Origin of the sequence: Acinetobacter sp. I-MWF, from assembly GCF_025433935.1 — a bacterium.
In the GTDB taxonomy this organism is placed as follows: Bacteria; Pseudomonadota; Gammaproteobacteria; order Pseudomonadales; family Moraxellaceae; genus Acinetobacter; species Acinetobacter guillouiae.
On record NZ_JAMBAR010000001.1, the window covers coordinates 4,080,368 to 4,106,332 of the forward strand.

The window sequence follows — 25,965 nt, forward strand, 5'->3', positions numbered from 1 at the left end:
ACGTCTAATTACTCAGCAGCTGCTTCAATAACTTCCACTAAAGTCCAAGCTTTAGTTTTTGAAATTGGGCGGCTTTCTTTAATGGTTACAACATCGCCAGTTTTAGCAGTGTTGTTCTCATCATGAGCGTGTAATTTTGTTGAACGGCGGATTGATTTGCCATACAACGGGTGTTGAACGCGGCGTTCAATAAGTACAACAATAGACTTGTCCATTTTGTCACTTACTACTTTGCCTGTTAACGTGCGAACTGTTTGCTCACTCATTGTGCGTTCCCCTGTTTTTCGGTAAGGAGGGTCTTGATACGAGCAATAGTCTTACGAGTTAACGCAACTTCATGCGATTTACCCAATTGACCAGTTGCTTTCGCCATACGAAGACGGAATTGGTTAAGCTGTTGCTCATCAAGCAAAGCTGCCAACTCTTCTACCGATTTTTCACGTAGATCTTTAGTTTTCATTACATCACCGTCTTAGTAACGATAGTGGTTTTAAATGGAAGCTTAGCAGCTGCAAGCGTAAACGCTTCGCGTGCCAATTCTTCACTAACACCATCCATTTCGTACAAGATCTTACCTGGTTTGATTTGGCAAACCCAGTATTCCACAGAACCTTTACCTTTACCCATACGAACTTCTAATGGTTTTTCAGTAATTGGTTTGTCTGGGAAAACACGGATAAAGATCTTACCACCACGTTTAACACGACGGCTAATTGTACGACGCGCAGCTTCGATTTGACGAGCAGTCATTTGACCACGCTCAACAGATTTAAGTGCGATTGTACCGAAAGATACTGTGCTACCACGATGCGCTAGACCAGTGTTACGGCCTTTTTGCACCTTACGGAATTTAGTACGTTTAGGTTGCAACATGGATTATTCTCCTTTTTCAGCAGAACGATCATTGCGACGACCACGACGCTCTTGACCTTCACCACGACCGCGACCGCGTTTAGCTGGACGTTCTTCAGCAGGAGCAGGGTTCATGACTTGTTTCATGCCACCTAAGATCTCGCCACGGAAAATCCAAACTTTAACACCAATCGTACCGTAAGTAGTTTCAGCGCGCATAGTTGCATAGTCGATGTCAGCACGAAGTGTATGTAAAGGTACACGACCTTCACGATACCATTCAGTACGTGCAATTTCTGCACCACCTAAACGACCAGAAACTTCAACTTTGATACCTTTAGCACCAGCACGCATAGTGTTTTGAACCGCACGCTTCATAGCACGACGGAACATTACACGTTTCTCTAATTGTGAAGCAATTGCTTCAGCAACTAAACGAGCGTCTAAGTCTGGGCGATCGATTTCGTTGATGCTTACTTGCGCTGGAACACCCATAATCTTGGTAAGTTCACGCTGTAATTTCTCAATGTCTTCGCCTTTTTTACCGATAACGATACCTGGACGAGCAGTGCTAATTGTTACTTTAGCAGCGCCTGTAGGACGTTCGATAAGAATATTGCTGATCATCGCACTTTTAAGTTTTTTAGTTAAAAACTCACGAACTTGAAGATCTTTAAGCAAGTATTCAGCGTATTGTTTCGGACTCGCATACCAGTTGGCGTTATGACGTTTTACAACACCAAGGCGGATACCGATTGGATGAACCTTCTGACCCATATCAAACCCCTACCTTAACGGTAATGTGACAAGTACGCTTAGTAATACGATCTGCACGGCCTTTAGCACGTGGCATAATACGTTTAAGGCTAGTGCCTTCATCAACGTAAATCGTAGTAACCTTAAGGTCGTCTACATCTAAACTGTTATTGTGTTCAGCGTTTGCAATTGCAGATTCCAATGCTTTTTTCACTACAACTGCAGCTTTTTTGTTGCTGAAGTTTAAGATATTAAGCGCGTGAGCAATAGATTTGCCACGGATTAGGTCTGCAACCAAACGAGTTTTTTGTGCCGAGATAGCGGCACCGCGTAATTTAGCAGTAACTTCCATCATAGCACCTTAACGTTTAGACTTCTTGTCAACACCGTGACCACGATAGGTACGAGTTGGCGCGAATTCACCGAGTTTGTGACCAACCATATGTTCAGATACGATCACTGGAACATGGTTACGACCATTATGTACAGAAATTGTTAAACCAACAAAATCCGGGAGGATCATCGAACGACGCGACCAAGTTTTGATCGGCTTACGGTTATTAGCCGCGATAGCCGCTTCAACCTTAGCGAACAAGTGCGCATCGACGAATGGGCCTTTTTTCAGAGAACGAGGCATTGTCAGATTCCTTTACTTGTTACTTAACGCGACGGTCGCGAATGATCATCTTAGTCGTACGCTTATTGGTACGAGTTTTGTACCCTTTAGCTTTTTGACCCCATGGGCTTACAGGTTGAATACCTTTGTTACGCCCTTCACCACCACCATGTGGATGGTCAACTGGGTTCATCGCCATACCACGAACGGTAGGACGAACACCACGCCAGCGTGCAGCACCTGCTTTACCAAGTGAACGAAGGTTGCTTTCTGAGTTAGATACTTCACCTAACACAGCGCGACATTCAACGTGTACTTTACGCATTTCGCCTGAACGAAGACGAATGATTGCGTAAGAACCGTCACGACCCAACAACTGAGCAGAAGTACCAGCAGAACGCACTAATTGTGCACCTTTACCGATTTTAAGCTCAATGTTATGTAATGTAGAACCGATAGGCATATTACGAAGCGGTAAGCAGTTACCTGGACGAATTGGAGCATCGTTACCAGATTGTACTTTATCGCCAGCACGTAAGCCTTTAGCAGCAATAATATAACGACGTTCACCGTCAGCATATTTCAATAAAGCAATATGCGATGTACGGTTAGGATCGTATTCAATACGTTCAACTACAGCAGGGATGCCGTCTTTGTTACGTTTGAAGTCAACGATACGGTAGTTTTGTTTATGACCACCACCAACGTGACGAGTTGTAATGTGACCGTTATTATTACGACCACCAGTACGTTTTTTAGCTTCAACCAACGGTGCATAAGGCGCGCCTTTGTGAAGATGATTATGAACCACCTTCTCTACAAAGCGACGTCCTGGAGACGTTGGCTTACATTTTTGAATTGGCATAATTTTCGTCCTTATTCCGCTGTGCTTTCAGCGGTATCGCCCAAGTCAGCCATTTCAACATCTTGGCCAGCTTTCAGGGTGACGTATGCTTTTTTAACATCAGAACGACGTCCTAATGTTTTACCAAAGCGTTTAGTCTTACCTTTAGTGATAGTCGTGTTAACTTTAACAACTTCTACACCAAATAATTGCTCTACTGCTTTTTTGATTTCAAGTTTGTTTGCATCGATAGCAACTTTAAAAACTTGAACACCAGCAGTTTCGCCTAGAACTTGTGCTTTTTCTGAAAAAACAGGCCCTTTTAGGACTTGATAGATACGTTCGTTGTTCATCCGAGTTCTACCTCAATCTTCTTAGCAGCCGCAACAGACATAACAACTTTATCAAACGCGATCAAGCCAACAGGATCGATCCCAGCAGCATCAACCACATCAACGTGTGGAAGGTTACGAGCAGCTAAATATAGATTTTCATCTACAGCTTCAGTAACGATTAATGCGCGAGTAGCGTTCAAGCCGTTTAGTTTTGCAAGCAATTCTTTAGTTTTTGGAGCTTCAACTGCAAACTCTTCAACCAATACAAGACGATCTTGGCGAACAAGTTCAGCTAAGATACATTGCATTGCACCGCGGTACATTTTGCGGTTTACTTTTTGAGACCAATCTTGTGGACGAGCAGCAAAAGTTTTACCACCACCAACCCAGATTGGGCTACGAATAGAACCAGCACGAGCGCGGCCAGTACCTTTTTGACGGAATGGTTTTTTACCACCGCCAGAAACGTCTGCACGTGACTTCTGAGCTTTAGAGCCTTGACGACCACCAGCTAAATAAGCTGTAACAACTTGGTGTACAAGAGCTTCATTAAATTCACGTCCGAAAGCAACTTCAGACAATTCAACAGCAGAGCCGGAAACAGTTTTTAAATTCACGTTATTTCCCCTCAGGCCTTGATCGTAGGACGAACGATAACGTCGCCACCAGTAGCACCAGGAATCGCACCTTTAACAACAAGAACTGAACGTTCTGCGTCGATAGATACAATTTCAAGACCTTGTACAGTTACGCGATCATCACCTAAGTGACCAGGCATTTTTTTGCCTTTGAACACGCGACCAGGAGTCTGGTTTTGACCTGTAGAACCAATTACACGGTGAGATACTGAGTTACCATGTGTAGCATCTTGCGTACGGAAGTTCCAACGCTTAACACCACCCTGGAAGCCTTTACCTTTTGATTGACCAGTAACGTCAACAACTTGACCTACTGCGAACAAATCAACACCGATAGTGCCACCAACTTCACGACCTTCAAGATCAGCTTCTGCAACGCGGAATTCTTTAACTAAACGACCAGCAGCAACACCAGCTTTCGCAAAGTGACCTTTCTGAGCATTTGTTACGCGAGATTCGCGACGTTCACCAGTAGTGATTTGAATCGCTTGATAACCATCAGTTTCAAGCGTTTTGATTTGAGTGATACGGTTAGGATCAACCTCAATCACTGTTACAGGCACAGAAACACCAGCATCTGTAAAGATACGTGTCATACCGCACTTGCGACCGACTAAACCAATAGCCATGTGCATAAACCTCTAAAAAAGCGGCCTAATTAACTTATAGAGCGTTAATTAACCGAAAGCCTTAACCCAATGCGATCTGAACATCAACACCAGCTGCAAGATCCAACTTCATCAACGCATCTACAGTTTTATCTGTAGGTTGAACGATGTCGATCAAACGTTTATATGTGCGGATTTCATATTGGTCACGCGCATCTTTGTTTACGTGTGGTGATGTTAAAACGTTAAAACGTTCGATGCGAGTAGGCATCGGAATTGGACCACACACTTGTGCGCCAGTACGTTTTGCTGTTTCTACGATCTCTTGAGAAGATTGATCAATTAAACGATGATCAAAAGACTTAAGACGGATACGAATTCTCTGGTTAGACATACCAGTTAACTCCAAGCCAAATATATAAAGAATCACCCTTGACGCATCTCACCCCACTAAATAAGGTAAGTGTCAAAGGCAGTGAAAATCACTAAGGTCGTGATCGATGCCACGACTGTAACGATCTGAATGACTTTCTTCGCCATTCACCCCACCATATCGGAGGGTCGCTCATTATAACGATTGTTTAACACTTAAGCAAACTTATTTGGACATTTTTACCTTTTTTTGAGTAATTAATTATAAATAAAGCGCTTATTATTTAAACACCAGCTTAAACCCTTAAAACGTAGTCAATCGCATGATTGAGCAACTGATTCCCAATCACATAATCCGTTTGTTGTGATTTTTTTAGCTTCAATAATGATTGACTGTGTACCCCACTAAACACCATATCCTCTTCTTCATGCTCAATGAAGATTTTTAAGCTATGTGGGGTGATTTCTGGGTGAAACTGAAATCCCAATACATTTTTACCAATCTGATAAAGTTGGTTGGGACATGCTGGATTCTCCGCCAAACGAATTGCACCTTTGGGAATATCAAAGGTCTCACTATGCCATTGCATAACATTGACACGTTCAGGCAATTGGAAATAATCTTCTGGCACATGGTTGCTTTTATTGACCAAAGTCCAGCCAATCTCTTGCACAGTATTACGCCGAACATTGGCACCTAGAGCATTGGCTATCAACTGCCCACCCAAACACAACCCGATTGCGGGCTTTTCCGATGCCAAATAACGGCGAATCCATCGTTTTTCGACCTTTAACCAAGGATAGTTGGCTTCATCATTTACACTCATTTCCCCACCCATAATGATGAGTAAATCCACATCATTGACATGCGGCAAAGCTTCTATTTCTAATTGTGAATCTGTGGGTAAAGCAAAAAATTCTGTTGCAGTAATTTCTGCGCCCATTGCTTTTAAATATTCATAACAGCTACCAAAGCCTTCACCTGCAATATGCTGAAAATAATGCACTTTAAGTTTTTTCATGTTATCACCTATTCTTGTTGTATCAATTACGCTACAAATCACAAAACATAATTGGATAAATGCAAAAATGAAGCCAATATCAATTTTATTTATTATTTTTCACAATTTATTGCTTTTCGCCACTGAGCGATTATGTTTTGCTTACTTTAGTCCAGCTATTAACAAAAATTGAGTATTCCTGTGAAACAAAAACCAGTTACTGCTTTAATTCATTCTTCTCGTAAAGCACCACAATATATAAATACAATACAGCCTCCCCTATTTCGTGCGTCAACAATTATATTTGAAAATACCGATGCACTATTTAATCGCCATTGGACAGATCGTTATGACTATAGTTATGGAACACATGGCACGCCGACAACGTTTACCCTAGGTGATCACATTGCCCAAATAGAAGGTGGTGAATATTGCTTGCTTGCGCCCAGTGGTTTATCTGCAATTAATCTGGTCAATTCATGTTTTTTGAGTCATGGAGATGAAGTCTGGGTTGCAGACAATATCTATGGTCCCAACATGGAACATCTACGTCATCTTGAAAAAAGTTATGGCATTATCGTTCAAGTTTATAATCCTATCGATGCAGATACATTCCAACCCAATGAAAATGCCAAACTGATTTGGCTAGAAGCCGCAGGTTCAGTCACACTCGAATTTCCTGATTTGGTGAGTTTAGTCAAAAAAGCCAAAGCAAAAAATATCCTCACAGCTTTGGATAATACCTGGGGCGCTGGCCTAGCGTTTAATGCCTTTGATTTTAGTCATGAACATTTAAGTGTAGATATCAGCGTACATGCCTTAACCAAATACCCAAGTGGTGGTGGCGATATTTTAATGGGATCTATGGTCACTCAAGATAAAGCTTTACATCATAAGCTATTCCGTATGCATGCCATTCAAGGTATCGCGATTTCGGGTGATGATGCCGCACAAGTGCAACGTAGCTTGGCCTCAATGCAAATTCGTTATGAGCATCAGTCTCAAAGTGCTTTAAAGATTTTAAATTGGTTAAAGAATCAAAATGCGTTTGCTCAAGTTTTACATCCTGCGGATTCTGACAATATAAGCCACACCTATTGGAACCAGACCTGCCAAACAGGACAAAGTGCTGGTCTTGTTAGTGTTATTTTTAAACCTGAGTTTGATATCAACAAAATCAGAAAGTTTTGTGATCATTTATCTTTATTTAAACTCGGTTTTAGTTGGGGCGGTCCTGTCAGCTTAGTCATGATTTATAATCTGACAGACATGCGTCATTTAGAACGCACACACCTAGAGCAAGGTCTATTGGTTCGTTTCTGTATTGGCTTAGAGCATCCAGACGATTTAATCCAAGATATTCAAAACGCACTTCAAGCCATTCAGGCTTAATATATAATCTCTGGGTCTTTACTATATAAATGATAGCAAGGGCCCTACACTTACCTTTAAACGCGATTAAGTGCAGAGATCATTCAGCGAAAAGTACATTTAGCTTTTACTTATTCCCTGTGCATTTCAAGAAACAATCCACACCACCCTACATTCATATTCAACAATAAAAACAGATTTACAACATCATCATTTAATGCAATTTTGTATAACAACAATGATATAAATATTGAGTCAGATGAAGAATATCCAAACTCAAATTAAAGCTATAGGAATAACAATGGGCACACCAATCGTCATCGCAAAAAAAACTTCAGATACAACACAAGATATTGTATTACACTCACAATTTGCTAACCGTCATGGTTTAATTGCAGGCGCCACAGGGACAGGTAAAACCATTACCCTTAAAGTGCTTGCTGAAAGTTTTTCACGGATTGGTGTACCCGTATTTCTTGCCGATGCCAAAGGGGATGTTTCCAGTATAGCCAAAGCAGGTTCAACCAATCCTAAGTTCGAAGAACGCATTAAAAGCTTAGGAGTAGACAGTGTTCCTTTTGCTGCGTCACCGACTATTTTTTGGGATTTATTTGGTGAGCAAGGACATCCGATCCGTACCACAGTCTCTGAAATTGGCCCACTGTTACTTTCGCAAATGCTGAATTTAAATGACACTCAAGAAGGTGTGCTTTCAGCGGTGTTCCGTGTTGCAGATGATCAAGGCTTACTGTTAATTGATTTTAAAGATTTAAAAGCCATGCTGACCTATGTCAGTGAAAATGCGGCTGCTTTAAAAGCAGAATACGGCAATCTCTCACCTGCAAGTTTAGGTGCTATTCAGCGCAATCTATTGGCCTTAGGTGATCAGGGCGGTCAACGTTTCTTTGGTGAGCCAAGCCTTGATATTATGGATTTTATCCAAACTGATGCCAATGGGCATGGTTATATCAACCTATTGGCTGCGGATAAGCTGATGAACACACCAAAGCTCTATGCGACCTTCCTGCTTTGGATGCTTTCAGAATTATTTGAAAAGTTACCTGAAGTCGGTGACTTAGATAAGCCAAAATTGGTGTTCTTTTTTGATGAAGCGCATTTGCTCTTTGATAATGCCAGCCCAGCATTACAAGAAAAAATTCAACAAGTGGTCCGTCTAATTCGCTCTAAAGGTGTCGGAATTTATTTCATCTCACAAAGCCCATTAGATATCCCAGAAAATGTTTTAGGACAACTGGGCAACCGTGTACAACATGCCTTACGCGCGTTTACCCCTAAAGATCAAAAAGCAGTAAAAACTGCGGCTGATACCTTCCGCGCTAATCCAGAGTTTAAAGTAGATCAAGCAATTACAGAACTGGCTGTCGGTGAAGCGCTTATTAGTTGCTTAGATGAACAAGGTACACCTCAAGTGGTTGAACGAGCGATGGTGATGCCACCCTACTCATCATTTAGCCCAATTACTTTAGATGAACGAAAAGCATTGATGGCGCAAAGTATTGTTGCGGGTGTTTATGACAATGAAGTGGATCGTGATAGCGCTTATGAAATGCTACAACGTAAAGTTTCTGATAGCTCACAACAACAGGTGGCTTTTGATGCAGTGGCACAACAAGCCAAGCAATTAGAAGAGCTCACAAAGCAACAACAGACTCTCGATAAGCAACAAGCCAAAGAGCAAGAACGCTTAGAAAAAGAGGAAGCAAAAGCTGCAGCTGCACGTGCCAAACTAACTCAAGATGTGATCGGAACTTTTGCTAAAAGTGCCGCAAGAACCTTAGGCGGTCCTACAGGGCAAAAACTGGTCCGCGGTTTGTTAGGTTCATTATTTGGTGGGCGTTAATTCTTTTAAACACAAATATGAGGAGCGTTAGCGCTCCTTTTTTATTCCTCATTTTATAGCGCATGTTCTTGCTTATGTTTTTATTCGCTTATCCCACTTATCATCTCCCCTAAACACATCTAAAAACTTATTCAAAAAATTCATCTAAAAAACTTAAAAATAAATTCAATAATTTCAATTAATAAAGCTTAAATTAAAAATAAACCATAATTATTTTATGTGCTTTTCTTAAAGGTGTATTGCAAATACACTTTATAAGGTATATTTTAAATACATCTTATAAATGACAGCCAAGAGAGATCAACAATGACTCCGCAGCAAATTGACCTTGTAAAAGCAACAGTTCCTGTTCTTCGCGAAAATGGTGTAGCACTTACCGGTTATTTTTATAACCGCATGCTCGGCAATAATCCCGAATTAAAAGAAACCTTTAACATGGGGCATCAACGTAGTGGTGCACAGGCTCAAGCCTTGGCTGGTGCTGTTTTAGCATATGCTGAAAATATTGAAGACCCTTCTGTACTTTTGCCTGTGGTTGAACTGATTGCCCATAAACATGTCAGTCTGAATATTCAAGCACCTGATTACAACATTGTCGGTGAAAACCTATTACATTCGATTAGTGAAGTATTAACTATTTCGATGGAAGATCCATTAATTGACGCATGGGCTGCAGCTTATGGGCAATTGGCCGATCTATTTATCAGCACTGAAAAAGCGATTTATGAACAGCACCAACAAACTCAAGGCAGCTGGTTAGGCTGGCGTAAATTTAAAATCGCTAAAAAAGTGAATGAAAGCGAAGAAATTACCTCTTTCTATCTTGCACCAGTCGATGGTGGTGCATTACCTAAATATGAAGCGGGTCAATATATTTCAGTGCGCGTATTTGTTGAAGCATTAGGCTTAAAACAACCACGTCAATACACACTATCGACAAGTCCACAAGCAGACTATTTACGTATTTCAGTTAAACGTGAAGATGAAAAAGGTGATTTGGCAAGTGGTTGGGTATCAAATACTTTACATGGCTTAGCTGAAGGTTCAGAAATTGAAGTGTCTGCTCCAACAGGTAACTTCTACCTGATTGATAGTAGCAAACGTAATGTCTTCATTAGTGCGGGTGTAGGTTTAACCCCAATGATTGCAATGCTTAACCAATTGGTGACTTTAGACATGCCTCAACCGGCTAGCTTTATCCATGCATGTCGCAGTAGCCAAGTACATGCGATGAAACAACATATCCAAGAGCAAAAAACTAAATTCCCACGTCTCAGTACATTTACAGCTTATGAGTTCCCACATAGCGGTGATGTTATAGGTGAGGACTATGATGTGGCTGGTCGTTTAGACTTGGCAACGGTTGATACAGCACTACTCCCAGCCAATGCTGATTATTATCTTTGTGGCCCAATACCATTTATGCAACAACAACACCAAGCATTGGTAGCTCGTGGTATTAAACCTGAACAAATTCATAGTGAAGCGTTTGGTACGGGTGGTGCAGGTATCTAAATCTACATCCGTTCTTTATAAGGCTGGTCTATGATAGACTGGCCTTATTTATTTCAGGATGAGATACATCTTTACCCATAGATGAGCAGCCTACATGCAACTAAATAAATTTACCGACTATGCCCTGCGCATCTTAATGTACATCGCGCCTCCAAAAGATGTGCCTTATACGATTGCTGAAATTGCAGAAGATTTACATGTTTCAGAAAATCACTTGGTCAAAATTGTGCATTTTATGGGAAAACAAGGTTGGTTGATTACCACACGAGGTAAAGGCGGTGGTTTGCGCTTAAACCCAGATATCTTAGAATTTCGCTTAGGATATATTGTACGAATTCTCCAACGTGATGCACAAATTGTAGAGTGCAATACGCCACCTTGTGTGCTACGTCCACGCTGCGGCTTAAAGGGTATTTTAGATCAGGCCGTTGAACAGTTTTATCAAAGCCTAGATCACTATACTGTTGCCGATGTTCTCAATGCACCACCACAACATCCAAAGATCGTAAACTCGCCTATTCCCAATCTCAATGTGTAAATCGCAAAAGCTCATCGTCCAGCATCTTAATAGCCAATATTTCAGTTAACACGATCAAAATTCGCTTGAACCTCCGACTTCCTTTATAATGCACTTTGTTTATCCGTTTATTGAAGTTGAAATATGCATCGCAGCAGTGGAAAGTCTAAAAATAGTAAGACCTCAAGCGCCCCTAAACAAAAAATCAGTTATGAAAAAAAGGCTGATCCTGCGATTTCAGAATACTCAACTTCATCTTTGAACTGGTTGCGTAAAGCTGAATTTCTAATGAGTGCACCTAAACTGAATCTTTGTGTAGAAGATACCGGTTATGAAGTTGCCTTTGCAGGCCGTTCAAATGCAGGAAAATCAAGTGCTATCAATGCATTGACCAATCAAAAGCAATTGGCACGCGCGTCGAAAAGACCTGGCCGTACGCAAATGATTAACTTTTTTAGTTTAGGTAATCCAGATCAACGCCTTGTCGATTTGCCAGGTTATGGTTATGCGGCTGTACCTGAAGCAATGAAAATTGTTTGGCAAAAAGAACTTGAGAATTATTTGATTCATCGCAAAAGTTTACAAGGTCTGGTTTTGCTCATGGATATTCGCCACCCTTTACAACACTTCGATGTGATGATGTTGGAATGGGCATATTCACGTCACTTGTTTGTGCATGTACTGTTGACTAAATCCGACAAACTCAACCGTGGTCCTGCCAGTAAAGTGTTGTTAGATGTACAACAACAATTGAAGAAAATGAAGTTGAATTTTTCGATACAACTGTTTTCATCACTCAACAAACAAGGTCTAGAAGAACTCGCGTCAATTATGGCAGGTCGCTTAAACTACACCTTAGACAAAACTTTAGATTTTGATATTGATGCAATTCCTGAAGCCACTGAAGATGATTTGGATGATGAGTTCATTGATCAAGACCAAGAATCCGAATTCAATAGTGAAAATATTGATGGAAATGTAGATGAAAATCCACAAGCATAAATAAAAAAGTCTTGTCTAACAAAATTCATCACATATTGATACTGGAATGTCCTAAATTGCTAATAACTATTTAGGACATTTTTTTATACTTGAATAATAAAGTGTGAAATCACCAAAGAAAAATTAGGACACTGTGATGAAGTTACTCGCTAAATTAAAGAACAGTCGGATTGGATCGTCTATTCAGTACCACATCAAACCACGTAAAGTGAAATTTGAATGGCAAGATACCCCTGTCGATTGGATTCCAAATCAGCCATTTGTCAGCTACTTTATCAATGAAATTAACAATATTCTCCCAGCAGGTGAATTTTGGTTTTGCCGTTTATACAATCGTGTTTTACCCAAAATCACAGATGAAAAATTAGCTGAAGATGTTCGCGCCTTTATCCGCCAAGAAGCGATGCATGCTCAAGCACATGCTTCGGCAAATAAAGAATACTTAACTGTGCGTAATATTGATATTCAACGTAATCTTGAGATTATGGATTTCTTGTTTGGTAAATTACTTGCAGATCAACCACTCGGCTTTAAAGTACCCAAAGTCCTCGATCATCAATGGGATTTGTTCCGCTTAGGTATCGTCGCCACTGTTGAACATATGACTTGTGTCTTGGGTAAATATGCACTTTATAATAAAAAATGGGCGGAATTGGGTGCAGATCCAAATATGCTTGATTTAGTCAAATGGCATGGTGCCGAAGAGATTGAACACCGTACAGTGGCTTTTGATCTGTATCGTCATTTAGGTGGTGGTTATATTTCTCGTTATTATCAAAGTGTTATCGTGATTGCCGCTGTATTAGGCTTATGGGTTGATGGTGCTGCACATATCATGGGGCAAGACCCACGTTATGCAGATAAAAAACCTGCTTTCTATAAGCCTTGGATTTGGCGTGAATGGGCGAGTATCGCACAATCAGATAATCGCTTAATGCCACATCCATTATGGTTGGTTTCACAGCAATTGGGCTATTTAATGCCTTGGTATGATCCAGTACATGAAGCTAAAACAGAAGATGCAATTGCTTATTTGGATCAATCCCCTGCAGCAAAACGTGCATTGCCTAGAGTTGCAGCATAATAACTGTTAAAACTAATCAATACTGAAATCAAATAAAAAAAGCAGGATTTAGATCCTGCTTTTTTAGGTCAATCTTTTAGAACAAGATCCTAACCATACACTAAGTTGGACTTTCCATATCTTTGGTATTTCGGTCAACCACCACACTAATCATCATATCCCCTTGTACATTCACTACGGTACGTACAGTATCGAGAATACGGTCAATTGGCAGAAGAATCGCAATTGCTTCCGCTGGTAATCCCACAGATTGCAGCACCATGATCATGGTAACCATGCCCGCACTTGGAATACCCGGTGCACCCAATGAAGCAATCATCGCGGTCAAACAAACAATCACTTGTTGGGTAATTGATAATTCTAAACCCATTAAATTGGCAATAAAAAGCGCTGCTGCTGCTTCATAAAGTGCTGTTCCATCCATGTTTAACTGGGAACCAAAAGGAATCACAAAGCCTGCAATTTGTGGACGCACACCTAAATTTTCTTGAGTACATTTTAAACTCAATGGCATGGTTGCAGAACTTGAACTGGTTGCAAATGCTGTAATTAATGCTGCACGCGTTCCTTTAAAAAAGGTAATCGGATCCATTTTTCCAAAGATCCATAACAACAATGGCAGAACCACGACACCATGAAATATGGTGGTTCCCGTAACAACAATAGCAAACTCAGCAAGACGGCTTAAAATAGAGATGTCTTCTGTTGCAATCAGCTTTGCCATCAACGCAAAAATACCAATCGGCGCAACTTTCATCACCCAACCCACTAACATCATCATGATGTCAAAAAACTGACGTGCCAGTTGTTTGATTGAATTAAAGCGCTCTCCACCATGTACCAGTGCCAAACCCAATAACAAAGCAAACAGCACGACTGCCAAAACATTACCATCACTAAATGCTTTAAATGGATTGATGAGGGTATTTTGAATAAAATTGGTTAAAAATGAGCTAGGTGTCAGTGAATCTGGGCTTTTATGTTGATTCATTGCATCCTGAAACATTGCAATATCCACACCTTGTCCAACATTGAATAGATGTGTTGAGGCTAAACCGAGAATAAGTGCCAATGTCGTTGTGGTTACACAACAAGCCAAGGTTATTTTCCAAACTCGACTGAGTTGACTGCCCGCTTCTAAGTTTGAAACACCCACCAAGATTGAACTAAAAATAAGTGGAACCAAAAGCATTTTTAATAAACCAATAAAAATACTACTGGCGATGCTCAAACCATAAATGCTGGCATCTAAAAATTGAGTATTAGGGAATTGATTTAATAAAAATCCAAATGCCACACCAAGAATGGCTGCAATAAAAATTTGGGTATTTAAACTCATCTTCGCTGACTATTATAAATATTTACACGTTGAACTATGCCATTGAAGTTATTTAGAATCGAGCATTTTTTTGTCACAAGCTCTGCTAAAAAATAGAAAAGCCATCATAGATGATGGCTGAGTTTCACGATTAGCATATCAATGCAAAAGTATTATTGAGTTTCGATTTCACGTACTCGCATCAAGCCTTCTTGAACGGTACTACACACCAATTCGCCATTTTGCCACATACGGCCAAAATTCAGACCACGTGAATTTGCACTGACGGTTGCATCCATATCATAAAGCATCCAATCATCTGCTTTTACTGGTTTATGGAAATAGATCGTATGATCGATACTGGCACATTGTAAACTTGGCGAGAGGTAATTGAGACCATGTGGGCGCAAAGCAGTCATCATCAAGGTATAGTCCGAATAAAACGCAACAATTGCTTGATTTAAGGAGATATCATCCGCCTGCTCTGCGGCTAATGGCTCATGCGTACGCAAGTAATGTGCATAAGACGGTGCTTCAGGTTGTGGCTGAAATGGATTGGTCACATTGATCGGACGAATTTCTACCTGACGTGGACGCATAAACGCAGCGCGAATATTTTCCGGGATAAAACTGATTAAATTTTCTTTAAGCTCTTGCTCTGCTTTTAATTCATCAGGTGCTGGATATTCTGGTTCAGCAATTTGATAATTCAAGCCTTCTTCAGGTGTTGCAAATGATACCATTGCAGAAAAAATGGTACGTCCATGCTGGATTGCACGTACTTGACGACTTAAGAAGCTTTTGCCATCACGTAACCGATCAACCTCATAAATGATTGGGGCATTGATATCACCGCCATATAGGAAGTATGCATGTAAAGAATGCACAGGGCGATCAGCGGTATATGATGCTGCCCGCAGTGCTTGTCCTAAAACTTGCCCACCAAAAACACGCTTACCAACTAAATTTCGACTTTGACCACGAAAAATATGTTCTTCAAGTTTTTCAAGGGTTAAAAGCTCTACAAGCTCTTGGGTTAAAGCATTCATAAGTGACCTTTCTATATACTGAATACTGACTTTATTCCAATGGATAGAACAAAGTATCCATATTTTAGAGATTTAACTCTATTTTGCCATAAGTCCTGAGAGAAACATTAAATTTTCATAAACTGTATTGTCACTTCTCTTGTGCTGATGGATTGTTTAAAATACGTTTTTTAACGATAAAATCTGACAAGCGACCCGCAGTTTGTCAGAAAATGACATACTGTTCTGTGCTTTAATTACAGAAAATATTTTTTATCCGCTTTATTGCGTGATTCACCATTGGCTAGGAGTATTTATGTCCAAGAGTGGCTTTGGTCAAATGTATCGTCGACTTTCGAGTAAAATACTTGACCTTGTGGTAACACCACATGTTCTTGGAGAGGTTCCTACAGAAGCTCAACCTTTAGACCCTTCAACTGAAAATTCTGAGCTCATTCAGCCCACAACTCAAAAGGTTGTCTGCTATGTTCTACAGAATTACTCACGAAGTAACGCTTTAGTTGTTGATGGTGAAACACGTCGTTTGCAGCTTCCTCCTGCACTTGACCCATTAATCATTGGCAATAGTCGCGAAAAAGCTGCGATTTTATTTTTACAACACCAAGATGAAAACAATTATTTTAATCCGCCTACGCATGCTTATCCGCCGCGTTTAGTTAGACTGATTGAATCACTTGATCAAAATGTTGATTTAGATATTGAATTAATCCCTGTCACAGTACTGTGGGGACGTTCACCAGATAAAGAAGACTCTTGGTTTAAACTGTTATTTACCGACACTTGGGCAACCCCAAGTAAAGTTAAACAGTTGATGAACATTGGTTTACATGGTCGACAGTCATTTTTGGAATTCCATGAAGCGCAATCGCTTAGAGCTTTGGTCGATCATGCGAAAATTGCTCATCCCAATATTTCACCAGCCACTTATATTGTCAATCAATTAAATGACTACTTAGATCGTCAGCGTGAGGTCATTCTCGGTCCAGATTTATCTGATCGCCGTAATGTCATGCAATCACTGATTAAAGCCCCTGATGTACAGGATGCAATTCGTAAAGAAAGTATTCGCTCAAAAATCAGCATGATTGATGCTGAACATAAAGCGATTGGTTTTGTAAACGAAATTGCATCCGACTATTCTGCATCGGCTGTACGCTTTGCAGATATGGCTTTGACTCGTCTATGGACACAACTTTATGACGGTGTTGAAGTACATAACTTCAATACTGTGCGCGAGTTAGTCAAAGACTATGAAGTGATTTATACACCTTGTCACCGTAGCCATATCGATTACTTGTTATTGTCTTATGTGATTTATAAACGTGGTTTGATGGTGCCGTATATTGCTGCAGGCGATAACCTTAACATGCCATTTGTCGGTCAATTACTGCGTGGAGGCGGTGCATTCTTTATCCGTCGTTCATTCCGCGGCAATGCACTTTATACATCGGTATTTAAAGAATATTTATTTAGCATCCTGTCTAGAAACACACCTCTTGAATACTTTATTGAAGGCGGTCGTTCTCGAACTGGACGTTTGTTACCCCCGAAAACTGGCATGCTCGCAATGACGGTACATGGTCATTTGCGCGGCCGTGCCAAACCGATTGTCTTTATCCCAACCTATGTCGGTTATGAGCGCTTGATGGAAGGCGCAACTTATGTCGGCGAAATGAATGGTAAGCCAAAAGAAGCTGAATCCATTTGGGGAATCTTGCAAACCCTGAAAAAAATTGAGCGTATTTTTGGTAAAGTGCATGTCAATTTTGGTGAGCCTGTTTTCTTAGATGACTTACTCAAAGCACATGGCGCTGATCAAATCACCATTGAACATAATGATGATCCAATTCCGCAAGAAGTCTCAGATGCAGTAACCAGCTCGGCAAATGCGATTCTGGAAAATATCAACCGTGCTGTGGTGATCAACCCTGTTTCTTTATTGTCACTGATTTTATTGGCAACTCCAAAACACACACTTGATGAAGAAATCTGCATTAAACAGCTTGATACATATCGCAAGTTATTAACTGCAAATCCTTATGACAGCCGCACTCAGGTCACGCCATTATCAGGTAAAGAAATCATTGCCTATGGTATGAAACTGAAATTGATTAAACGTGTCCAGCACGTCCTTGGCGATATTATTGCCATTGAAGATAATCAAGCCATTTTACTGACTTACTTCCGCAATAACATTTTGCATGCCTTTGTTTTACCGTCGCTGGTCGCAGCATTGGTCGAACATAATGGCAAGATCAGTAAGTCTGATTTACTCAATGTGATTCGTACCCTTTATCCATTCTTAAAAGCAGAGTTGTTCTTAAAATGGAAAGATAGTGAAATCAAGGCTCAAGTGACTGAATATGTCGATGCTTTGGCTCAAGCGAATTTAATTTTTGTCGATGATGAAGATTTTATTTTCAGCCCTGCGCCAAACTCAGAAGACCATAATCAATTGGCTGTTTTAGCTGCTCCAGTACGTCAAAGTCTTGAACGTTATTACATGACGCTGGCTTTAATTACTCAACGTGGCTCTGGAAATATCTCGATTCGCCAAGTTGAAGAATTAAGTCACTTGGTTGGACAACGTTTATCTGTATTGTATGAGTTCAACTCACCTGAGTTCTTTGATAAAGCGTTATTCCAAAGTTTTATGAAAGTCTTAACTGAACAAGGCTATATCAAAACCAATGAAGACCATGCCATTGTTTTTGATGAGCAGTTTAGAAATGTTGCGCAATATGCCAATTTGGTGCTTGATGATGTAACTTTGCAAATGCTTCACCATATCACCTCATTTACAGATGAGGAGTTAAAAGAAGCTTTAGATGCTTTAGCCGCTCAACAAGCCAAGAAGCGTTTAAAACGGAAGAAAAAATAAAAGCTTTAAAGTGCCTTTTTCCTTTGGGAGAAGGCTGGGATGATTACCTCTCCCTAACCCTCTCCTGCAAGGAGAGGGAACTTCTCAAGTCCTCTATAATAAACAATACTGAACCAACCCATTTTAATATCTAACAATTTTTTAGTTCATTTACAAACTTATCTAAAACGTAAAATGATCCTTAAAAATAGCTAGTATATTTTAAGGTTTAAATTCTTCTGATAATCAAGATAACAGTTTTGATGTACCCACTTAAATTCTGTTGCAAGCATCCTCTCCGCAAAAATTTGCTTCCCTGTTTGATTGGAACTTTCCAAAACCAAGTGCGATAAATTCAACTGTTGTTGGAACCATAAAATTATTTCATGCAATGGTAGCGGTTGATTATTTGTACAAATATATGATTTTTCTGGATGTTCCACGTGAAGCAAATGCGCTAAGAAATGTGCAAGGTCATCTATATGGATTCGATTTGACCAATGAATATTGGGATAACTTCGTGTGGTTTCTGCAAGTTTAACCATACGAGCAACGGATGTGCCATAAATCCCAGTTGGGCGTACAATCACACATTTAGATGGATAAGCCTGTTGCCATCGCTGTTCCATTGCCAATAACAACTGACCCTGTTGATCACTCGGAATAGGCGTTGACTCATCATCAATACGTTCACCACGGTTTTCCCCATAAACACGTGTCGATGAAACCACAATAATTCGTTTGAGCGGATGGTCTTTTAAAGCCCTCACAATCGGTTGTACCGAGTCGACATAGGTTTGTTGATAATTTTCGATAGCACTTAGCGGAGAATTTCGAGATGGTGCGAGCAATACATACACCACATCGACAGGCTGAATTTGCGCTAAATCGAGTTGTTGAATGTCTTGAATCAAATGTTGTGCGAAATCATCATCTTTCGTACTGCGGCTAACTGTGGTAATTTGGTGATCTTGCTGAAATAATTGTTTGGCAACACGTTGCGATGTTTTACCATAACCAATAAATAGAATATGCATTACACGACCTATTCTTCGAAACCGATTTTCAAAATCAATCAAACTTAAGTTGAGGGGACATGGCTGCCGTCCATCAATTGCAAGGGGTTGGCAATGCCGCCGCTGCTTTACTTGAAAAACTAAATATTTTCACCACAGATGATTTGCTGTTTCATTTGCCACGTGATTATGAAGATCGTAGCACGATCATTCCCATGAACCAATTACAAGTCGGTCGTAGTTATCTCATGGAAGGCGTGGTCAGATCAATCGATATGCCACCCGGTAAACGCAAATCGATGGCGATTTTATTGCAAGATGATTTTGGCAAAGTTACTTTACGCTTCTATCATATCTATAAAGCACTCACAGATCGTGCTAAAGCAGGTAATCGTTTAAGAATCTTTGGGGAAGTCCGTGTAGGGGCTCGGGGCCTTGAACTTTACCATCCTGAGATCCAGTTAATTACTGAACATACAGCGCTCCCTAAAACCCAACTAACAGCAATTTACCCTGCCACCGAAGGCTTAACTCAACCCAAATTACGCGAATACGTTAAGCAAGCTTTAAACCAGCATGCCGATGCTTTACCTGAGTTATTACCTGAAAAATTCACCAATGGTTATGCGCTTAAACAGGCATTGGAGTATATTCATCACCCTCCTGTAAATGCCAATATGCTGCAACTTTCACAAGGTTCTCACCCTGCTCAACAACGTTTAATTTTTGAAGAATTGGTTGCACATCAAATCAGCCTATTAACCCGACGTGCTTATATTCAACAAATTGCAGCGCCAGCATTTTCAACCAGTAAAAAATTTGCAAAAGCCTTATTGGCAAGCTTACCTTTTGAAATGACCAATGCACAGAAACGTGTATCAAATGAAATTGCCAAAGATTTAAAACAAAACAAACCTATGTTGCGACTGGTTCAGGGCGATGTAGGTGCAGGTAAAACATTGGTTGCAGGTGTTGCGGCTTGTCATATTTTGGAAGAAGGTTGGCAAGTGGCGCTAATGGCACCGACTGAAATTTTAGCTGAACAGCACTATATCAATTTTAAGAAATGGTTCGAGCCACTCGGTTTAAATGTGTCATGGCTTTCAGGCAAACAAAAAGGCAAAGCACGCGCTGTGGCTGAACAAACCATTAAAGATGGAACTGCCAATATTGTGGTGGGTACCCATGCTTTATTTCAGGACAATGTTGAATTTTCCAAACTTGGTCTCGTGATTATTGATGAACAACATCGTTTCGGGGTAGATCAACGTCTAGCTTTACGTAATAAAGGCGTGGATAACACCACACCACACCAATTGGTCATGACAGCAACACCAATCCCTCGCACACTGGCAATGTCTGCCTATGGTGACCTAGATACCTCAGTGATTGATGAATTGCCTCCTGGACGTACTCCCATTCAAACAGTCACGATTCCACTTGATAGACGCGAAGAAGTGCTGAATCGTATCACCACCAACTGCGCTGAGGGTAAACAGGCGTATTGGGTCTGTACATTGGTAGAACAATCAGAAACTCTCGATGCTCAGGCCGCAGAAGCCACCTATCAAGAGATTAAAGATCGCTTTCCACAGATTAATATTGGCTTAGTCCATGGAAAAATGAAAGCCGATGAGAAGCAACGGGTCATGCAACAATTCAAAGACAATGAATTGCAACTGCTGATTGCAACGACAGTGATTGAAGTCGGGGTCGATGTTCCAAACGCTTCCATTATGGTGATTGAAAATGCTGAACGCTTAGGCCTGTCTCAGTTGCATCAGTTACGTGGTCGGGTCGGTCGTGGTGCAACCGCAAGTTTCTGTGCTCTACTCTATAAACATCCTTTATCACAAAATGGCCAAGAACGTTTACGTATCATGCGTGAAACCAATGACGGTTTTATCATTGCAGAAAAAGACTTAGAAATCCGAGGACCGGGTGAATTACTGGGCACCAAGCAAACAGGAGATTTAGGTTTCCGTGTCGCCAAGCTAGAACGAGATGATCATTTACTTAATCAAGCACATTATGTTGCCAGTCAAGTACTAAAAGATGATCCAGAAAATGCTGAAGCTTTATTAAAACGCTGGTTACCTGAAGCACCCAGATATGCCTATGTCTAAAGATGTATTTAGAATATCCATGCATAAACATCATAGCTTAGATATTTGATTCATTCAGTCTAACGACGCTTATCAAAATCTATGACCACAAATGATGACATGGAGGTTGTCATAGCATGGTGATATGAAGATTAAGCGATATAAAGCTTAATAAAAATCTGCTATTGATCTATTCAGCACACTATGCGAAATTAATCCCAAATAAAAAATAGAACAGAGCATGCTCCAATTTATCAATCAACTTCTCCATAAAAGCGTACAAAGCCTTTCCCCTTGCCTGCTTTGTGGAACAGATCGACAACAACAGCATTCTCTTTGTAACACGTGTTGGAACGAACTTCCTTGGTATAAGCAGCATATAGAACGGCATCAACACCAGATTGTTTGTGCTCACCGTTACGACTTCCCAATTGATCGCATCATCCAAGTCTATAAATATGAACAACAACTGCAATATCAGACACTATTGGCACAAAGTTTATTGAATTTAAGCCTACCTAAAATTCAAGCCATTGTTCCTATGCCAATTTCTACTGCTCGTTTAAAAGAACGCGGCTACAATCAAATGCTGATTATCGCCAAAATCATGGCAAGGCAATTAAATATCCCGGTATGGCAACCCGTGATTCGAGAGGCGCAACACTCACAAAAAGGTTTAAGTAGAATTGAGCGCTTAGAAAATATTGAATATCAATTTAAAATGATCAAAACAGAAAAAAGAAAATATAAAAAAGTACTGATTATTGACGATGTCGTGACCACAGGCAGTTCAATTCATGCTTTAACCCACGCTTTAGAAAACTTGGGGTGCCAGCAGATTTATAGCGTCTGCATTGCCGCAGCTCAATAAATTTTCCTCATCGTTCAGCGATACATGCATTGTGAAGCAAACATAGCAAAAATTATGAATGGATTAAATTTGCTTTACACCATGGGATCACGATCTCTTTGGTCAATGGCGCTAAAAGCGTTTGCGCACCATCCAAATCAATCCATTTCATTTCAGCAATTTCTGCATTGATTTTTGGTGTTTGTTCTAGGTCGACTAGATAGAGATAACTCACCAATTGAAAGTCTGCTTCATTGGCTGCTTTTGTTTCAAAACGCCCAATAAACTGAGTAATCTCTGCTTGAACACTAATTTCTTCTAAAATCTCACGCAACATGGTCTGCTCTGGTGGTTCATTGGGCTCAAGCTTTCCACCAACCTGCATAAAAAATTGTGTATTTTGCTTTCTCACCAACAGCAATTGATTTTTATCATTCAAAATCACAGCTGCCGCGACAGTAATTACATTCATAAGATTTAAAAATAGAATAAAAACACAATATATTGTGACAGCAATAAATTTAAAAACAATATATTGTGTTTTAGTTTTTAACCAAATGTACGATCTGCTTGATCTAATTTAACCAATTCTTCACGTTCTTTTACGCCCCATTTTGGTTCTGGCGCTTGATAGTGACTAAACTGGATTAGAATTTCTTCGATCGAGGCAGAATCAATCAACTGATCTGTAAAACGCGCTTTAGAAAAACCTTTGTCTGTCGTGAGTTGAATAAATTTCAATAAATCATCATAAAAACCTTCAACATTTAAAAATGCACAAGGTTTTAAATGAATTCCCAATTGTGCCCACGTCCATTGCTCAAAAATTTCTTCAATGGTTCCTGCACCACCAGGCAATGCAATAAAGCCATCGGAAAGTTCAGACATTTTTGTTTTTCGTTCATGCATATTTTTAACAATATACAGCTCGGTCAAATCTGGATGTGCCAATTCACGATCGACCAATCCCTGAGGGATCACACCAATCACTTTGCCTCCTGCTGCCAAAGCACTGTCAGCGACGATGCCCATTAAGCCTGAACGGCCACCACCATAGACCAAAGTTTTCCCTTGCTTGGCGATTGTTTCACCAGTCAGCTCTGCAACATCAGCAAAAATTTGATCCGTACCTAATGATGAACCACAAAAAATAGCAATAGAATTCATAAATTTAACCTAACTTTAATTTTGTCATGCTAAAAATGCAGACGACCAATCAAGATTTTTTTTACAAAACAGCAATGTAATGAGTGTTTTTCCTAAAATCCTTGTCTAAAATACACACATCAAATCGACACCACACTGCGCAAGGGAGAAAAGACATAATGCTTGAAGCCTTTTACGCCACTGAGCGCGGTAGCTTAGAAGATGCAACAATTAATGGTGGATTCGACCTACATCCTGAATTGGTATGGGTTGACCTCATTGCACCTTCACAAGAAGAACAAGAATGGGTTCTAGATGCTTACCAGCAAAATTTACCAACTCTTAAATCTTTAGAAGACATTTCATCCTCTGCACGATTCTACCGTGATGATGATGGGATTCTACATATCAGTACTTATTTTTTAACAAAAAATAAAAATTACCAAGTTGAAGGCGATCCCGAAGATACTTCAAACATGCTTGCCAATGTGCAAACGGTTGCATTCATTTTGCATAAAGACCGCTTATTTACCTTACGTGGTGAAAAGCTGGTTGCCTTTCGTGCCTTTCGCGCACGTGCACGCCGTAATGACTATGAAATTGAATACAAAGATCCGACATGGATTCTTTTAGGCTTATTAGAAGCAAAACTAGATGAGCTTGCGGATATCTTAGAAGATATCCACAAAGACTTAGAGTTATATTCCACAGAAGTCCTCAACGTACGTCATCGTGAAATGATTTTAGATTTAGATGACATGATTACCCGTTTAGCACAAAAGGAAGATATGCTTGGAAAAGCGCAACTTTGTCTGATTGACTTACGTCGTGTCTTAACCTTTTTGTCTCGTCCTCGCGCATTGGGGAGCCATATCTATGATGCAGATATTCGAGAGTTAAGTGAGGATGTACGTTCCCTTGTAGAACATGATGCGTTCTTGTTCCAAAAAGTACGATTCTTACTTGATACCACCTCTGGATTTATTAACACTGAACAGAACGATACCATTCGTCGCTTCTCCATCTTACCCAGTATGCTTGCGCCACCGATGTTGATTGCCAGTATTTATGGGATGAACACTGAGATTCTGCCTTTTGCCCATGGCCACTGGAGCTTTTATGTGGTGATTAGCATCTTAATTGCTTTCTTTGTGGGGCCTTTGGCTTACTTTAGATGGAAGAAATGGATTTAAATACTCCATTCCCCTTATTGGATTGAGTTGAGATTTAGCACTACTCAATGCAGAAAGAAAAATGAGTCAATAAAAAAGCACCTTTAGGTGCTTTTTTACATCAATATTGCATATGCTAAATTAATTTCAAGTCATCTTGCAAATGGCAAGCTTGAATAATTTTCATCATCTTTTCAGGCACTGCTTTAAACTGCAGCCCCTGAAGATTTGGTGTTTGACGTAACCACTGCACAAACACAGATAAAGCAAGGGTACTGCCATGTTCAAGCTGTGATAGATTCACAGTTATTGGAAAATTTTTCTCATTTTGAATCACTCTCAAACCATTTAAATAATAGCTTTCAGCATTCTCGTAAGCAATTTTACCACTAACATATAATTCCTGATTTTTAAATTCAATCACTCGCTTGCACCTATCTATGTTATGAGCTTACTTCTTAACAGCAGCGTCTGCATCAGGCTTGAATGTTGCAATTGCTTTATCAATATTGCCGCCATTACGTTGCACGTTCGCAGCAAATTGGTTACGGAATTGCAAACCTAGATCGATACCAGACACATTCAAATTACGTACTTTCCATTGGCTACCTGCATCAGACAATTGGAAAGATACAGGGATCTTTTCGCCATTGTTATTGAAGTCTAAAGTAACGACAGGAAACTTGCTGTTGGTTGCCTTATACGGACGCATTGAATACGATTGATTTGAATACTTTGCAAATGCGCTACCATAATTCTCAATCAACGTATTACGGAAATTTTGTTCAAATTGCGCACGTTGAGCAGGGGTACTGCTATTTGCATAAGTTCCCATCACAATACGTGTAAACGCTTGACCATCGACATAAGGATCAAGGTTTTGGCGAACAATCGCTTTCACAGTAGCAGGGTTTTGCAATTTACCTTGATCTGCTTTTAAGCGCGAAATCAGGCCATCAGCAACACGTTTAACAAATACTGGTGGTGCTTCTGCTGGAGCAGCTTGAGCTGCAGTCGCCACCATAGTTGCCAAAATAGTTGCAGTAAAAGTTTGTTTTAACAGCATGTTCATTTTCA

Annotated in this window: 28 protein-coding genes and 1 pseudogene; 10 read left to right on the plus strand and 19 right to left on the minus strand. The window is 40.2% G+C overall.

Features of this window, described 5'->3' with window-relative positions; translation table 11 throughout:
- Nucleotides 1-8: 8 nt before the first annotated feature.
- The 12 genes and pseudogenes from rpsQ to M2R48_RS18950 form a co-directional block, all read right to left on the minus strand.
- A complete protein-coding gene (gene rpsQ, locus M2R48_RS18895) occupies nt 9-266 on the minus strand; it encodes a 30S ribosomal protein S17 (protein WP_004725698.1) in 258 nt (85 codons plus the stop codon).
- Complete coding sequence (rpmC, locus tag M2R48_RS18900) at nt 263-460, minus strand: 50S ribosomal protein L29 (RefSeq protein WP_004725696.1); 198 nt, start codon at nt 458-460, stop codon at nt 263-265. Before rpmC ends, rpsQ begins: the two co-directional genes overlap by 4 nt.
- Nucleotides 460-873 (minus strand): 50S ribosomal protein L16, encoded by a 414-nt coding sequence (gene rplP, locus M2R48_RS18905; protein ID WP_004725694.1) that lies wholly within the window; start codon nt 871-873, stop codon nt 460-462. Before rplP ends, rpmC begins: the two co-directional genes overlap by 1 nt.
- Nucleotides 813-1,629, minus strand: a pseudogene (gene rpsC, locus M2R48_RS18910) (30S ribosomal protein S3). The gene rplP and the pseudogene rpsC overlap by 61 nt, the downstream one beginning before the upstream one ends.
- 1 nt (nt 1,630) lies before the next feature.
- A complete protein-coding gene (rplV, locus tag M2R48_RS18915) occupies nt 1,631-1,960 on the minus strand; it encodes a 50S ribosomal protein L22 (protein ID WP_004816873.1) in 330 nt (109 codons plus the stop codon).
- Between the two features lie 9 nt (nt 1,961-1,969).
- Nucleotides 1,970-2,245 carry a 30S ribosomal protein S19 gene (gene rpsS / locus M2R48_RS18920; protein ID WP_004281508.1) on the minus strand — a complete coding sequence of 92 codons (276 nt, stop codon included), beginning with the start codon at nt 2,243-2,245 and terminating at the stop codon, nt 1,970-1,972.
- 19 nt (nt 2,246-2,264) lie between these two features.
- Nucleotides 2,265-3,089, minus strand: coding sequence for a 50S ribosomal protein L2 (rplB, locus tag M2R48_RS18925; protein WP_004725686.1), 825 nt, complete (start codon nt 3,087-3,089; stop codon nt 2,265-2,267).
- An 11-nt stretch (nt 3,090-3,100) separates the two neighbouring features.
- Nucleotides 3,101-3,421: a 50S ribosomal protein L23 gene (gene rplW / locus M2R48_RS18930; RefSeq protein WP_004725684.1), complete on the minus strand. Its 321-nt coding sequence runs from the start codon at nt 3,419-3,421 to the stop codon at nt 3,101-3,103.
- Nucleotides 3,418-4,020, minus strand: a complete 603-nt coding sequence (gene rplD, locus M2R48_RS18935; protein WP_004816870.1) for a 50S ribosomal protein L4 — start codon at nt 4,018-4,020, stop codon at nt 3,418-3,420. Before rplD ends, rplW begins: the two co-directional genes overlap by 4 nt.
- A gap of 11 nt (nt 4,021-4,031) precedes the next feature.
- Nucleotides 4,032-4,670 (minus strand): 50S ribosomal protein L3, encoded by a 639-nt coding sequence (gene rplC, locus M2R48_RS18940; RefSeq protein ID WP_004816868.1) that lies wholly within the window; start codon nt 4,668-4,670, stop codon nt 4,032-4,034.
- A gap of 61 nt (nt 4,671-4,731) precedes the next feature.
- Nucleotides 4,732-5,043, minus strand: a complete 312-nt coding sequence (gene rpsJ, locus M2R48_RS18945) for a 30S ribosomal protein S10 (RefSeq protein ID WP_004725677.1) — start codon at nt 5,041-5,043, stop codon at nt 4,732-4,734.
- A gap of 274 nt (nt 5,044-5,317) precedes the next feature.
- Nucleotides 5,318-6,043, minus strand: a complete 726-nt coding sequence (locus M2R48_RS18950) for a type 1 glutamine amidotransferase (RefSeq protein WP_004816865.1) — start codon at nt 6,041-6,043, stop codon at nt 5,318-5,320.
- A gap of 180 nt (nt 6,044-6,223) precedes the next feature.
- Here M2R48_RS18950 and M2R48_RS18955 point away from each other — a divergent pair, with 180 nt between their 5' ends.
- The 6 genes from M2R48_RS18955 to M2R48_RS18980 all read left to right on the plus strand — a co-directional run bounded on the left by M2R48_RS18955 (nt 6,224) and on the right by M2R48_RS18980 (nt 13,372).
- A complete protein-coding gene (locus M2R48_RS18955) occupies nt 6,224-7,414 on the plus strand; it encodes a PLP-dependent transferase (protein WP_262087129.1) in 1,191 nt (396 codons plus the stop codon).
- 280 nt (nt 7,415-7,694) lie between these two features.
- Entirely contained in the window at nt 7,695-9,254 is a 1,560-nt protein-coding gene (locus M2R48_RS18960) for a helicase HerA-like domain-containing protein (RefSeq protein WP_105714580.1), read from the plus strand.
- Between the two features lie 306 nt (nt 9,255-9,560).
- Nucleotides 9,561-10,769 (plus strand): NO-inducible flavohemoprotein, encoded by a 1,209-nt coding sequence (gene hmpA, locus M2R48_RS18965; RefSeq protein ID WP_151956989.1) that lies wholly within the window; start codon nt 9,561-9,563, stop codon nt 10,767-10,769.
- 94 nt (nt 10,770-10,863) lie between these two features.
- Nucleotides 10,864-11,307 (plus strand): RrF2 family transcriptional regulator, encoded by a 444-nt coding sequence (locus tag M2R48_RS18970; RefSeq protein ID WP_004725666.1) that lies wholly within the window; start codon nt 10,864-10,866, stop codon nt 11,305-11,307.
- A 123-nt stretch (nt 11,308-11,430) separates the two neighbouring features.
- Nucleotides 11,431-12,288: a ribosome biogenesis GTP-binding protein YihA/YsxC gene (yihA, locus tag M2R48_RS18975; RefSeq protein WP_004816856.1), complete on the plus strand. Its 858-nt coding sequence runs from the start codon at nt 11,431-11,433 to the stop codon at nt 12,286-12,288.
- A gap of 136 nt (nt 12,289-12,424) precedes the next feature.
- Nucleotides 12,425-13,372: a metal-dependent hydrolase gene (locus M2R48_RS18980; RefSeq protein WP_056512178.1), complete on the plus strand. Its 948-nt coding sequence runs from the start codon at nt 12,425-12,427 to the stop codon at nt 13,370-13,372.
- A gap of 100 nt (nt 13,373-13,472) precedes the next feature.
- On the opposite strand, the gene M2R48_RS18985 is transcribed toward M2R48_RS18980, so the two are convergent.
- Together M2R48_RS18985 and M2R48_RS18990 are read right to left on the minus strand one after the other, a co-directional pair.
- Nucleotides 13,473-14,711: a dicarboxylate/amino acid:cation symporter gene (locus M2R48_RS18985; protein ID WP_004725660.1), complete on the minus strand. Its 1,239-nt coding sequence runs from the start codon at nt 14,709-14,711 to the stop codon at nt 13,473-13,475.
- 152 nt (nt 14,712-14,863) lie between these two features.
- Nucleotides 14,864-15,739: an acyl-CoA thioesterase gene (locus M2R48_RS18990; protein WP_004816853.1), complete on the minus strand. Its 876-nt coding sequence runs from the start codon at nt 15,737-15,739 to the stop codon at nt 14,864-14,866.
- Between the two features lie 295 nt (nt 15,740-16,034).
- Here M2R48_RS18990 and plsB point away from each other — a divergent pair, with 295 nt between their 5' ends.
- The gene (plsB, locus tag M2R48_RS18995; protein ID WP_262087131.1) at nt 16,035-18,620 is read left to right on the plus strand and encodes a glycerol-3-phosphate 1-O-acyltransferase PlsB; all 2,586 of its coding nucleotides are present in this window, start codon (nt 16,035-16,037) and stop codon (nt 18,618-18,620) included.
- Between the two features lie 191 nt (nt 18,621-18,811).
- On the opposite strand, the gene M2R48_RS19000 is transcribed toward plsB, so the two are convergent.
- Nucleotides 18,812-19,636 carry an NAD-dependent epimerase/dehydratase family protein gene (locus M2R48_RS19000; RefSeq protein WP_262087133.1) on the minus strand — a complete coding sequence of 275 codons (825 nt, stop codon included), beginning with the start codon at nt 19,634-19,636 and terminating at the stop codon, nt 18,812-18,814.
- 59 nt (nt 19,637-19,695) lie between these two features.
- Here M2R48_RS19000 and recG point away from each other — a divergent pair, with 59 nt between their 5' ends.
- Together recG and M2R48_RS19010 are read left to right on the plus strand one after the other, a co-directional pair.
- A complete protein-coding gene (recG, locus tag M2R48_RS19005) occupies nt 19,696-21,741 on the plus strand; it encodes an ATP-dependent DNA helicase RecG (protein ID WP_262087134.1) in 2,046 nt (681 codons plus the stop codon).
- 220 nt (nt 21,742-21,961) lie between these two features.
- A complete protein-coding gene (locus tag M2R48_RS19010; RefSeq protein WP_262087135.1) occupies nt 21,962-22,591 on the plus strand; it encodes a ComF family protein in 630 nt (209 codons plus the stop codon).
- Between the two features lie 52 nt (nt 22,592-22,643).
- Here the strand turns inward: M2R48_RS19010 and M2R48_RS19015 are convergent, their stop codons facing one another.
- A complete protein-coding gene (locus M2R48_RS19015; RefSeq protein WP_262087136.1) occupies nt 22,644-23,042 on the minus strand; it encodes an NUDIX hydrolase in 399 nt (132 codons plus the stop codon).
- 77 nt (nt 23,043-23,119) lie between these two features.
- The gene (locus M2R48_RS19020) at nt 23,120-23,737 is read right to left on the minus strand and encodes a TIGR00730 family Rossman fold protein (protein ID WP_262087137.1); all 618 of its coding nucleotides are present in this window, start codon (nt 23,735-23,737) and stop codon (nt 23,120-23,122) included.
- A 158-nt stretch (nt 23,738-23,895) separates the two neighbouring features.
- On the opposite strand from M2R48_RS19020, the gene M2R48_RS19025 reads away from it, so the two are divergent.
- Nucleotides 23,896-24,909 carry a magnesium and cobalt transport protein CorA gene (locus M2R48_RS19025; RefSeq protein WP_004816845.1) on the plus strand — a complete coding sequence of 338 codons (1,014 nt, stop codon included), beginning with the start codon at nt 23,896-23,898 and terminating at the stop codon, nt 24,907-24,909.
- 115 nt (nt 24,910-25,024) lie between these two features.
- Here the strand turns inward: M2R48_RS19025 and M2R48_RS19030 are convergent, their stop codons facing one another.
- Entirely contained in the window at nt 25,025-25,312 is a 288-nt protein-coding gene (locus M2R48_RS19030; protein ID WP_034614405.1) for a toluene tolerance protein, read from the minus strand.
- Nucleotides 25,313-25,339: 27 nt separating this feature from the next.
- A complete protein-coding gene (locus M2R48_RS19035) occupies nt 25,340-25,960 on the minus strand; it encodes a phospholipid-binding protein MlaC (protein WP_004816842.1) in 621 nt (206 codons plus the stop codon).
- Nucleotides 25,961-25,965 lie beyond the last annotated feature (5 nt).

Bases quoted from the DNA above. Each gene is read 5' to 3' on its own strand.
- M2R48_RS18970 (WP_004725666.1), top strand. From the start codon at position 10,864: ATGCAACTAAATAAATTTACCGACTATGCCCTGCGCATCTTAATGTAC.
- M2R48_RS18980 (WP_056512178.1), top strand. From the start codon at position 12,425: ATGAAGTTACTCGCTAAATTAAAGAACAGTCGGATTGGATCGTCTATT.
- rplP (WP_004725694.1), bottom strand. From the start codon at position 873: ATGTTGCAACCTAAACGTACTAAATTCCGTAAGGTGCAAAAAGGCCGT.
- plsB (WP_262087131.1), top strand. From the start codon at position 16,035: ATGTCCAAGAGTGGCTTTGGTCAAATGTATCGTCGACTTTCGAGTAAA.
- M2R48_RS18990 (WP_004816853.1), bottom strand. From the start codon at position 15,739: ATGAATGCTTTAACCCAAGAGCTTGTAGAGCTTTTAACCCTTGAAAAA.
- hmpA (WP_151956989.1), top strand. From the start codon at position 9,561: ATGACTCCGCAGCAAATTGACCTTGTAAAAGCAACAGTTCCTGTTCTT.
- M2R48_RS18960 (WP_105714580.1), top strand. From the start codon at position 7,695: ATGGGCACACCAATCGTCATCGCAAAAAAAACTTCAGATACAACACAA.
- rplW (WP_004725684.1), bottom strand. From the start codon at position 3,421: ATGAACAACGAACGTATCTATCAAGTCCTAAAAGGGCCTGTTTTTTCA.
- rplV (WP_004816873.1), bottom strand. From the start codon at position 1,960: ATGGAAGTTACTGCTAAATTACGCGGTGCCGCTATCTCGGCACAAAAA.
- M2R48_RS19015 (WP_262087136.1), bottom strand. From the start codon at position 23,042: ATGAATGTAATTACTGTCGCGGCAGCTGTGATTTTGAATGATAAAAAT.
- M2R48_RS18950 (WP_004816865.1), bottom strand. From the start codon at position 6,043: ATGAAAAAACTTAAAGTGCATTATTTTCAGCATATTGCAGGTGAAGGC.
- rpmC (WP_004725696.1), bottom strand. From the start codon at position 460: ATGAAAACTAAAGATCTACGTGAAAAATCGGTAGAAGAGTTGGCAGCT.
- rpsJ (WP_004725677.1), bottom strand. From the start codon at position 5,043: ATGTCTAACCAGAGAATTCGTATCCGTCTTAAGTCTTTTGATCATCGT.
- rplB (WP_004725686.1), bottom strand. From the start codon at position 3,089: ATGCCAATTCAAAAATGTAAGCCAACGTCTCCAGGACGTCGCTTTGTA.
- rpsQ (WP_004725698.1), bottom strand. From the start codon at position 266: ATGAGTGAGCAAACAGTTCGCACGTTAACAGGCAAAGTAGTAAGTGAC.
- M2R48_RS19010 (WP_262087135.1), top strand. From the start codon at position 21,962: ATGCTCCAATTTATCAATCAACTTCTCCATAAAAGCGTACAAAGCCTT.
- recG (WP_262087134.1), top strand. From the start codon at position 19,696: ATGGCTGCCGTCCATCAATTGCAAGGGGTTGGCAATGCCGCCGCTGCT.
- M2R48_RS18985 (WP_004725660.1), bottom strand. From the start codon at position 14,711: ATGAGTTTAAATACCCAAATTTTTATTGCAGCCATTCTTGGTGTGGCA.
- M2R48_RS19035 (WP_004816842.1), bottom strand. From the start codon at position 25,960: ATGAACATGCTGTTAAAACAAACTTTTACTGCAACTATTTTGGCAACT.
- rpsS (WP_004281508.1), bottom strand. From the start codon at position 2,245: ATGCCTCGTTCTCTGAAAAAAGGCCCATTCGTCGATGCGCACTTGTTC.
- M2R48_RS19025 (WP_004816845.1), top strand. From the start codon at position 23,896: ATGCTTGAAGCCTTTTACGCCACTGAGCGCGGTAGCTTAGAAGATGCA.
- M2R48_RS19000 (WP_262087133.1), bottom strand. From the start codon at position 19,636: ATGCATATTCTATTTATTGGTTATGGTAAAACATCGCAACGTGTTGCC.
- yihA (WP_004816856.1), top strand. From the start codon at position 11,431: ATGCATCGCAGCAGTGGAAAGTCTAAAAATAGTAAGACCTCAAGCGCC.
- M2R48_RS19020 (WP_262087137.1), bottom strand. From the start codon at position 23,737: ATGAATTCTATTGCTATTTTTTGTGGTTCATCATTAGGTACGGATCAA.
- rplC (WP_004816868.1), bottom strand. From the start codon at position 4,670: ATGGCTATTGGTTTAGTCGGTCGCAAGTGCGGTATGACACGTATCTTT.